This is a genomic window from Streptomyces sp. OfavH-34-F (genome assembly GCF_022347745.1).
Taxonomy (GTDB): domain Bacteria; phylum Actinomycetota; class Actinomycetes; order Streptomycetales; family Streptomycetaceae; genus Streptomyces.
On sequence record NZ_JAKRGC010000260.1, the window covers coordinates 1 to 9,264 of the forward strand.

4 protein-coding genes are annotated in these 9,264 nt (G+C 73.4%); all 4 read right to left on the reverse strand.

The window, feature by feature from the left end; genetic code table 11:
* A partial coding sequence (locus tag MHW47_RS27285) for a hypothetical protein (protein ID WP_239226426.1) occupies positions 1-1,240 on the reverse strand: 1,240 nt, incomplete at its 3' end.
* 85 nt (positions 1,241-1,325) lie between these two features.
* Positions 1,326-1,676: a 5-carboxymethyl-2-hydroxymuconate Delta-isomerase gene (locus tag MHW47_RS27290; protein ID WP_239226427.1), complete on the reverse strand. Its 351-nt coding sequence runs from the start codon at positions 1,674-1,676 to the stop codon at positions 1,326-1,328.
* A gap of 126 nt (positions 1,677-1,802) precedes the next feature.
* The gene (locus MHW47_RS27295) at positions 1,803-3,839 is read right to left on the reverse strand and encodes a regulator (protein ID WP_239226428.1); all 2,037 of its coding nucleotides are present in this window, start codon (positions 3,837-3,839) and stop codon (positions 1,803-1,805) included.
* Positions 3,840-4,024: 185 nt separating this feature from the next.
* Positions 4,025-9,262 (reverse strand): pullulanase-type alpha-1,6-glucosidase, encoded by a 5,238-nt coding sequence (gene pulA / locus MHW47_RS27300; protein ID WP_239226429.1) that lies wholly within the window; start codon positions 9,260-9,262, stop codon positions 4,025-4,027.
* Between the last annotated feature and the right edge of the window lie 2 nt (positions 9,263-9,264).

Genomic DNA, 9,264 nt, shown 5'->3' on the forward strand with positions numbered 1-9,264 from the left:
AGCCGCGCCGGGACCGTACCGAGATGAACGGCTGGGGCTCCGCGCCCTGGGCGGTCGATGTGCCGACCACCGTCCAACCGCCCCGGCCCCCGGTCACCCCGGTCGCCGCGTTCTCCACCGGCGCGGCGCCGTCCGCCGGGCCCGGCTGCGTCAGCCCGAGGTCCGTCCAGCGCCCCCGCCGCCACGTCCACGCCAGGGCGTCCCGGCGTTCGCCGAGCGTCTGGCCGACGACGGCGATTCCGCCGCCCGGCCGCGCGGTCAGGCCGAACAGCCGGGCCGGGACGTCCGGTACGGGGACCTGGTGCCAGCCGGTGGCGTCGTGGCGGGCGACCAGGGCGCGGGTGGAGCCGTCCTCGGGCGACCAGTCCTCGCCGGCCAGCCACACCTCGCCGGCCGCGGTGACGGCGAGGCCCTGCGCCTGGCCGGGGAGGTCCGTGACGCCGGGAGCGCCGACGCGCCGCCAGCCGGAGCCGTCGTAGTGCAGCAGCAGCGGACTGCCGGTGTCGCCGTCGTAGCCGGCCGCCCAGACGTCGTCGGCGGACAGGGCCCGTACCGCGTTCAGGTACCAGTAGTCGCCGGGCAGTTCGGGAAGCGGGACGTCGCGCCAGGCCGTCCCGTCGAAGTGGCGGACGATCCCGGCCGTCCGGGAGACGATGATCCAGCCGCCCTTGGCCTCGTTCCAGGTGCGCGAGACCTCGATCTGCGCGAAGCCCGCCGCCCAGGCACCCGCCGGGCCCGCGTCCACGTCCAGCAGGGAGCCGGCCTCCGACCCGGCCGGCAGCTCCGCGGGCACGACCCGCCACGTCCTGCCGTCGAAGTGCTGGGTGTAGACGCGGCCGCCGAGCGCGGCGGCGTCGTCGCCGACGAGCCACACGTCGCGGCCGCCGTCCGCGTCCATGGCGTTGACCCGGCTGCTGACCTCCCCGGCCGCCGCGGCGGCCGGGGCCACCGGGGTCCACGCAGCGCCGGGCGCGGTGCGGGCGGCCACGACCGGCCGGAAGCGGGTCGCCTTGCCCTCCGTACGCACGGTGAATCCGGCCGCCCACATCCCGCCCCGGCCGGTGTGCGCGACATCGACAAGGGTGGCGTCGGTGAATGGCGCCGCCTCGCCCGTCCAGCCGGGAGCGGGAGCGGCGGTGGTGTCGTGCGCGGACGCGGGCAGCGGGGCGGACAGGGTGGCGGCCAGGGCGGCCGTGGCCACGGCTGCGCGGAGCAGCGTGCGGCGGCTGGAGCGGGGCACGGGTGGTTCCTTCCGGAGAACGGTCTCACCCGGTAAGTGCGCCGGCCCGGCCCGCGCGTTGCGGGCGGGGCCGATCCCCCTGCGATCAGCCCTTGCGGTAGGAGGCGTCCAGGTCGCGGACCTCGGCCGACAGGTGCAGGACGGGGCCGGTGACCGCGCGGAGGTGGCCGGCCAGCAGCTCCACGACGGCCTCGGTGAGCCGGGCCTTGGTCTCCGGGGTGCGGCCGGGCAGCAGCGAGATGTCCACATGGACGAGCGCGTCGCCGGCCGGCGCGTCCGCGACCACCGTCTCCTCGGTCCGGCGGAAGCGGGTCTTGCAGGCGGCGAGCTTGGTGTCGACGGTCTCGGCGACCAGCGGGTGCAGGGCCAGGGCGAAGGCGGGGCGGTCGAAGGCCCCGTCGAGCTCGGCGGAGTAGTCGACGGTGATCTGCGGCATGGCGGTCTCCAGGGCGGTCGGGCGGGTGGGCGGACAGCGGCCAGCCTTCCCCGTACCCGCGCACGCGCACAACGGTGACTCAGCATGTGGGCGCGGGCGCGCCCGGCCGGCCCCGCGCCTTCGGTGCTACGTCAGCAGTTCCCCGTGCAGCGCGAGGGCCAGTCCCGCCTCCGCGCTGTCGGAGCGGCCCTGCTCGAAGGCGCGCCGGTACGCCGCGTCGCCGACGGCCTCGCGGGCGCGCCGTTCGCACGCCTCGCGGACCGGGCCCAGTTCGGGGGTGCCGCGCTGGGGGTGGCCGACCATGCGCCAGTACACCTGCCCCGTGCCGTAGACCCGGGCGGCCCTGGCGCCTTCGCCCTGGGCGGCGATGGCGGCGGCCAGCACGTCCAGGCCGAGGGCGATGCCGAAGCGGTCGCGGAGCCGGTGCTTGCCGGCGAGCATGGCCCGGGCGTGCGCGGCGGCGGGGGCGGCGCGGCCCTGGAGCAGGGCGATCAGGGCCAGTTGGTAGTCCACGTAGGAGCGGGTCCAGCACTCGTCCTGGGCGTCGCAGGCGGCGCGCAGCACGACGGCCGCCGACGCCGCCTCCTCCAGCCGGCCCAGTCCGGTGAGGGCGAAGACGATGATGAGGTGGCAGCGCAGCCGGTAGGCGGCTTCGAGCCGGCTGCCGGAGCCGGTGGTGCGCAGCACCCGCTGGGCCTCGCGCAGCCCCTTCCCGGGCTCGCCGGTCATCAGATGGGTGAGGCCGCGCAGATAGGCGGCGGCGAGCACGCCCTCGTCGGTGCCGTCCGCCGCGGCCGAGCGCACGCACTCCTCGCCGATCCGTTCGGCGGCCGGGTAGTCGCCCTGGAGCAGGACGCACATGCCGAGGACCCACAGGACGCGGGTGCGGTGGGGGCCGCCGGCCGGTCCGGAGTCGAGGGCGCGCTGGGCGTAGCCGCGGGTCTGCGGCAGATGGCCGCAGCAGCACCAGAAGAAGCCGATGCGGCCGGCCATCTCCTGGGCGGCGGCGGGGTCGTGGGCCAGGAGGTGGTCGAGTGCGGCGCACAGGTCGGCATGCGCGTCGGCGATGCGGTGGTACCAGAGGATCTGGTCGTCGCCGGTCCAGCCGGCGTGGGCGTTGCGGGCGAGGCGCAGGAAGCAGGCGGCGTGCCGGTCGGCGGCGGCGCGTTCCTCGCCGAGTTCGGCCAGCCACATCCGGCCGTACTCGCGCAGGGTGTCGAGCATGCGGTGGCGGGTGCCGTCGCGGGTGACGACGGACTTGGCGGTCAGGCCGCGCAGCGCGGTGCGCACGCCGTCCTCGCCGAGCGGGCCGCCCGCGCAGACGGTGACGGCGGTGGCCTCGTCGAAGTCGCCGCGGAGCACGGTCAGCCGGGCCCACAGCAGCCGTTCGAGCGGGGTGCACAGTTCGTGGGACCAGCCGATGGTGGTGCGCAGGGTGCGGTGGCGGACGGGGCGCAGGGAGGCGTCGGCGAAGACGTCGAGGCGGGAGCCGAGGCGGTGGGCGATCTCCTGGACGCTCTGCCGGCCGACCGCGGCGGCGGCGAGTTCGATGGCGAGCGGGATGCCTTCGAGGCGGCGGCAGATGTCGGCGGCGGCCTCGGCGGTGCCGGGTTCGCGGAACGGGGTGGCGGGGGCGGCGGCGGTGGCCCGTTCCCGGAAGAGGGTGAGGGCGTCGGCGGCGCCGTCGACGGGCAGCGGATCGACTTCGATGAGCTGTTCGCCGCGCAGGTCCAGGGGCTGGCGGCTGGTGGCGAGGACGGTGAGGCCGGGCGAGGTGGTGAGGATCTCGCCGAGGAGGTGGGCGCAGGCGGGGCGCAGGTGTTCGCAGGAGTCGAGGACGAGCAGGAGGTGCTTGTCGGCGAGCCACTCGCAGAGCACGTCCATGGGGTTGCGCAGGGTGTGGTCGCTGAGGCCGACGGCGTCGGAGACGGTGGCGAGGAGCAGTTCGTCGTCGTGCAGGGGGGCGAGGTCGGCCCACCAGACGCCGTCGCGGTAGGCGGTCGCGGCGCGGCGGGCGGCGCGCAGGGCGAGCCGGGTCTTGCCGACGCCTCCGGTGCCGGTGAGGGTGGTCAGCCGGCCGGTGGTGAGGGCGTGTTCGAGATGGGTCAGCTCGGCCGTCCGTCCGACAAAGCTGGTGGTCTCCTCGGGGATGTTGCTGGCCATCGTCACCGTCGCTGCACAGGTGGAGCGGCCGGTCCCGGTCCCCGCGTCCGCACGGGCCGGCGAGGAGGGACGCCGGGCCGTGCGCCGGGGGCCGGAACCGGCCGGGTGGAGTGGAAGGCGTGCCCAGGGGGTGCGAGCTGCGGCACCCCCTGGACGGCTGCCCCATACGGTAGTCCTGATATCGGTCAGCGCAGGGTGAATACCGCCACTGTGCGTCCCGGAACGGTGAAGCTTCCCGAACTCCGTTCGTACGAGGAGCGCTTGACGGTAGAATCCGCGCCCTTCGCCTGGACGGGGTGCAGGGTGTACGACCGGCCGGCCAGGGCGCCGATCTTCTGGGTGGTGGTGCCGGGCGTGGCGTTGAAGACGACGACCAGGTCACCGAGGCGCATGGTGATCACGCCGGGGGTCTCGTTCTCGCCGGAGAGCGGGAAGGAGAGCCGGGACTGCACCTGGGCGGCGGAGGACAGGCCGAAGTCCTTCTCCGTGGCGCGGATGGTGAGCAGGTCCCGGTACGCGGCGGCGGTGCCGTCGATCTGCGCGCAGCCCGGGTTGATCTCCGGGTTGGCCAGCAGCGGCTTGGCGTAGGGCCACTTGGCCTCGTTGTCCGCGGCCGGGGGCAGTCCGCGCCCGAAGCCGTTGCCGGCCCGGCAGTCCCAGTGCAGGGCGTTGAACCAGTCGCCGCTGTCGTAGGAGTTGCGGTCCAGCGACTTGGAGCGCAGCAGGTCGGTGCCGGCCTGGGAGAGCGCGGGGCCCTGCGAGAGGGTGGCGGTCGCCATGGCCAGGACCTGCATGCGGGCCCGGTCGGCGGCGGTGGTGTCCGCCGGGAGCTTGTAGGCGAGGGCGTCGTACAGGGTCTCGTTGTCGTGGGCGTCGGCGTAGGCGAGGGCGTCGCCGGGGGCTTCGGCGTAGCCGGCCGGGGCCCCGTTGTAGTCGACGCCGGAGCCCTTGACGGTCTTCCCGGAGGTGTCGGTGAAGGTGTAGTCGGCGAGGTTGCCGGTGAGGCCGACCTTGATCAGGTCCTGGTAGTGCAGCAGGCGGGCCTTCTGCTCGGCCTTCGTGCCGTTGGCGGTGGAGGTGTTGGGGTCGGTGTAGAGGCCGGTGGCGAAGCCCTGCACGCCGGGGTCCTCGTCGAACGGGGAGCCGCCGCGCACGGCGTCGCGGGCCCGGTCGGAGAAGGTGGCGATGCCGGTGCCGGCCATGTTCTTCTGGGTGGCCTGGACGAAGCGGGCGTCGTCGGCGATCTCACCGAAGTTCCAGCCCTCGCCGTACAGGATGATCTTCTTGCCGTCCACGCCGTCCCGGGCGGGCGTGAGCGCGTCGAGGGCCTTGCGGACGGCGAGGATGTTGGCCTTGGGGTGGTGGCCCATCAGGTCGAAGCGGAAGCCGTCGACCTTGTACTCCTTGGCCCAGGTGACGACCGAGTCCACGACGAGCTTGCCCATCATGGTGTTCTCGGGGGCGGTGTTGGCGCAGCAGGTGGAGGTGGCGACGGTGCCGTCCTCCAGGAGGCGCTGGTAGTAGCCGGGCACGATCCGGTCGAGGACGGACTTGTCGTCCTGGCCGGAGGCGACGGTGTGGTTGTAGACGACGTCCATGACGGTGCGCAGTCCGGCCTTGTTGATCCCCTGGACCATCTGCCGGAACTCGACCGTGCGGTCGGTGCCGTCGGGGTCGGAGGCGTAGCTGCCCTCGGGGACGGTGTAGTGCAGCGGGTCGTAGCCCCAGTTGAAGGCGTCCTTGGCGGCGGCCTTCGCCACGCAGGCCTGCTGTTCGGCGGAGTCGGGTGCGTAGACGTGCAGGTCGCAGGCGGGTGCGGCCTGGTTCTTCTTCTTTTCCGGGATGGTGCCGATGTCGAAGGCGGGCAGCAGGTGCACGTACCCGGTGCCGGCGTCGGCGAGCTGCCTGAGGTGCTTCATCCCGTCGGAGCGGGTGTCGGTGAAGGCGAGGTACTCGCCGGGGTGCTTCGAGGTGGGGTCCGCGACGGAGAAGTCGCGGATGTGGAGTTCCTGGATCTGTGCGTCGCGCAGCGGTACGGCGGCGGGCTTGCGGAGGGTGTCCCAGCCCTTGGGGGCGAGCCGGCGGTCCTCCAGGTCGACGACGAGGCTGCGGGCGGAGTCGGCGGTCAGGGCGGTGGAGTAGGGGTCGGTGACCTTGTTGGTGACGCGCTTCTGGACGGTGGGCGCCCAGACGTCCACGACGTACCGGTAGGGCTTGCCCTTCCAGTTCTTCTTTCCGGTGACGGACCAGACGCCGGTGCGGTCGTCGCGCCGCATGGGGACGGTCTTGCCGTCGAGTTCGAGCGCGACGGTACGGGCGGTGGGCGCCCACACCGAGAGGGTGGGGGTGCCGTGGCGGAAGACCGGGCCGAGCGCGGCGCGGCTCGCCTTCTCGCCGTAGAGGTCGTCGAGCACTCCGGCGCTCTGGACGCCGGTGGCGGCGAGGAGGGCGCCGTTGGCGGCGCGCTGGGTGGCGATGAGCTGGCCGCGCAGCGCCTCGCGGACGCGGTCGCGGTCGCGGGCGTCGACGGTGAAGGCGGGGTAGTCCTTGAGGTGCGGGTACTTCGCCTTCTGGGCGTCGGTCAGCGCGGACGGCGTGAGCCGCAGCCACCGGCCCTCGTCGCTCAGGGCGCCGTCGACGACGGAGATGCCGCCCTTGCCGGCGTAGACGAGCTGCTGGCTGGTGGCGTCGGTGGCCTTCACCTTCCAGACGACGGTGTCGGCGTCGATCCACTGCGCCTCGGCCTTGGTGAGGTCGGGGGCGGGGATGCCGCCGGCCTGCGGCAGGAGGTAGCCGGGGGTGGCGCCGAGCAGCCACACCTCGTGGCCGTGGGTCGCCAGGTCCAGGGACTGGTCGCTGGGCAGGTCCTTCTCGTCGCCCCGGTGCAGGATGTAGCTGAGCGAGGTGGCGCCGTCCACGAGCGGGACCTCGAAGGTGAGGCCGGAGGCGTCCTTCTTGACGGGCTGGAGCGGCCTGGCCCAGTCGGTGGGCTCCTTGGCGCCGGTCCAGGTGTGCAGGCCCCAGCCGTCGTAGTCGCCGTCGGCCCGGTAGTAGTGCAGGACGGCCTTGGTGGTGTCCGGGGCCGGGTAGGCGCCGTCCGGCGCGGTGCCGGTCTGGCCGTCCTCGCCCTGGGTGATCCACACCTCGCCGGTCTCGGCGAGTTCGACGGTGCGCTCGGGCCCGTCCGCGGTACCGTCCTTCTCGACGGTGTAGGCGACGGTGGCGGCGCCCTCGGGGACCTTGACCCAGGCGAACGCGCCGTAGGCGTCGCGGCCGGTGAAGGCGGCGGTGGTGTCGCCGGACCTCAGCCGCCAGCCGTCGTAGTCGCCGTCGGCGCGCTTGTAGTGGACGACGGCGTAGTCGCGTTCGACGGCGACGGGCTTGGCGGGGGCGGGGGCCCGGCCCGCGGTGGTGGCGGCGGTGGCGCTCGCGGTGCGGCCGGCGCGGTCGACCACGACGGCCTTGTAGCGCAGCGGCGTTCCGGCGGCGGTGTCGTCGCCGATGATCTGGGTGACCTTGTACGGGGCGTGGTCGGCGGTGCCGAGGGTGGTCCACCTGCCGTTGCCGGTCTGGGCGGCGAAGACGACCCGGTTGAGGGAGCCGCCGTCCACGTCGGCGGTCAGCTCGACGGTGCCGGTGGCGCCGGCGGCCGGGGCCTTCAGGGTGACGGAGGGCTTGGTGGCCGGGGCGGCGAGGGGCCCGGCGGCGCGCAGCACGGTGCTCGACAGGGCCGGCACGGTGACGGTGATCTTCTTGTCGGCGCCGCTGCGGACGGTGCCGGAGCCGCCGTACAGGGTGCGGAAGTCCATCCGGGCGGACTCGGTGGTCAGCTCGACGGTCTTCGCGGAGGTGCCGTTGTTGACGGCGACCACGTACTCGACGCCGCGCTTCGCGTCCGTGCGGGAGAAGGCGTACACGGAGCCCTCGGCGTACCGCTCGGTCTGCACGCCGTCGCGCAGCGCCGGGTTGTCCCGGGTCAGCTTCGAGAGGGCGGCGATGTTCCGGTAGAGCGGGTGCGCGGTGTCGTACGCGTCGGAGGCGTGGGTGCGGTCGGTGCCCAGCTCGTCGTCGTCGAGGTAGTCGGCGGTCCGCGAGGCGAACATCGTCTGGCGGGCGTCCTTGTCGCCGCCGGCGCCGGTGAAGCCCTGCTCGTCGCCGTAGTAGACGACGGGGTTGCCCCGGCTGAGGAACATCAGCTCGTTGGCCAGCCCGGCGCGCCGGACCAGTTCCGCGTCACCGGCCTTCGGGTTGTCCTGCTTGAGGAAGGTCCCGAAGCGGCCCATGTCGTGGTTGCCGAGGAAGGTGACCTGCTCGTAGGCGTTGGCCTTGTCGGTGGTGTAGCGGTAGTCGTCGCCGAAGACGGCGGCGAGCTTCGAGGCCGGGGCGCCCTGCGAGGCGAACTGGCGGGCCGCCTCCTGGAACGGGAAGTCGAGTGTGGCGTCGAGCCGGCCCCGGGTGACGTAGGGCGCGGTGACGGAGGTGTCCGAGGAGTAGACCTCGCCGAACATGAAGAAGTCCTTGCGCCCGTGCTTGGCCGCGTAGGCGTCGAGCGCGGTGGCCCACTGGGTCCAGAAGTCCATGTCGACGTGCTTGACGGTGTCGACCCGGAACCCGTCGATGTCGAAGTCCCGGACCCACCTCTGGTAGATCTTCTCCATCCCGGCGACGACCTCGGGCCGTTCGGTCCACAGGTCGTCGAGGCCGGAGAAGTCGCCGTAGGTGGTGGACTCGCCGGCGTAGGTGGAGTCGCCCCGGTTGTGGTACATCGTCGGGTCGTTGAGCCAGGACGGCGTCTTGCCGCCGCCGCCGACCGGCTTGTACGGGAAGGAGTCGGCGTCCACCTTCGCCATGCCCGCGGCGTCGTCGAAGGGGCGGCCGTCGCGGTCGAGGTAGGGGTAGGCGCCCTTGGACCGGTAGCCGTAGGTCTTCTCGGCGTAGTCGACGGTGTCGGCGGTGTGGTTGGTGATGACGTCGAAGAAGACCTTCATGCCCTTGCGGTGGGCCTTGTCGATCAGCTTCGTGAGGTCGGCGTTGGTGCCGAAGTGCGGGTCGACCTGGGTGAAGTCGGTGATCCAGTAGCCGTGGTAGCCGGCCGAGGCGTCCTTGCCGGTGCCCTGGACGGGCCGGTTCTTGAAGATCGGCGCGAGCCAGATGGCGGTGGTGCCGAGGTCCTTGATGTAGTCGAGCCGGTCGGTGAGCCCCTTGAGGTCGCCGCCCTGGTAGAACCCCTTGTCGGTGGGGTCGTAGCCGGTCTCCAGCCGGGAGCCGGTCAGCCCGCCCCGGTCGTTGCCCCGGTCGCCGTTGGCGAACCGGTCCGGCATGACGAAGTAGAACTGCTCGCGGGTCAGGTCGTGCCGGGTGGCCTGTCCGGCCAGCTTGGCGTCCGAGGGCGCGGCGGGCGGCCGGGCCGCGGCGGCGGGCAGCG